The sequence below is a fragment of the Halobellus sp. Atlit-38R genome (genome assembly GCF_003665925.1).
GTDB lineage: Archaea > Halobacteriota > Halobacteria > Halobacteriales > Haloferacaceae > Haloquadratum > Haloquadratum inordinatus.
The window spans coordinates 1-1,113 of sequence record NZ_QXIJ01000049.1; the positions used below are offsets into that span (position 1 = coordinate 1).

Genomic DNA, 1,113 nt, shown 5'->3' on the forward strand with positions numbered 1-1,113 from the left:
GAGTGGTCTGCGAAAGAGTTGAGCCCTGAGAGAGCGTTCCTATTTTGATGAAGAGTAGTCGGCGAGGTCAGTTGGTGAAGTACTTGACCGAAGAAGAACTTGAGCAAGCAATTACAGATGCACAGAAGGCGGACGAGACCCGTCTCGTCCGGCGGTTATGCTACATCAGGAATCTCTATCAAGGAGATACGCGCGAGGAGGCAGGCAAGCGCGTCGGGATCTCCCGATCCACGACGCGCAGGTGGGCTCGTGCGTGGAATGACGGTGGCATCAAGGGGCTGCGCCCACGCTTCGGCGGCGGCAGGCCGCCGAAGCTTACCCCCGCACAATTCGCCGAGTTGTGTGAGATTCTTGAAGAGGGCCAGCCGTGGACGCCACAACAGATTCACGCGCTGATTGAAGACCGCTACGGCGTCACATATCATCCTGCTCATCTCAGCCGGAAACTGCGTGCCGCTGGGATGAAATACGCAAAGCCACGTCCGATGGATCCGCGTCGGCCGGAAAGCGCAGAGGAGATTCTCGCCGAGCGCCTGGACGAGGCGCTCGGCGAGGATCCCGATGAAGACAAGGAGGATGATCCAGTCGTCTTGGGATTTTTTCGATGAGGCGTGGCCACAGCCGTTCGAGAACTCTCAGCGGATGTGGTCGTTTGACCGGACAGTAACGATCGAGAAGCCGCTGGTAACGTTTCCGTGGCGGTCGGTTGGGTTCTACGCACTGACTGGCCAGAGCGTGATCACGTACAAAGAGCGGTTAGTGAAGGAGACAATCGTGGAGGCGCTCGAAGAGATCCGCGAGCAGAATCCGCAGGGCCGGATTCTGCTCGTGGCCGATAACTACGGCTCTCACCACGCGAAACTCACACAGGAACGGGCCGACGAACTCGGCATCGAGTTCGTCTTCTTACCGCCGTACTCACCGACGCTGAACGCAATCGAACCGCTGTGGAAGGATCTCAAACGAGAGATCTCGCCAGAGATCTTCGAGGACAAAGACCACTTTAGAGAATTCCTCACCGAGACATTCCTCAGGCTAAGCCATCGTGTGAGTTTCGCCGCTGACTGGATCGAGACGTTCCTCCCAAATGTTCAGAAGTTATGCTGACCACTC

The 1,113-nt window shown here is 57.3% G+C and carries 1 pseudogene; it reads left to right on the forward strand.

Annotation, left to right across the window (positions count from 1 at the left end):
* Positions 1–47: 47 nt before the first annotated feature.
* Positions 48–1,107, forward strand: a pseudogene (locus tag D3D02_RS21695) (IS630 family transposase).
* Positions 1,108–1,113: the final 6 nt, after the last annotated feature.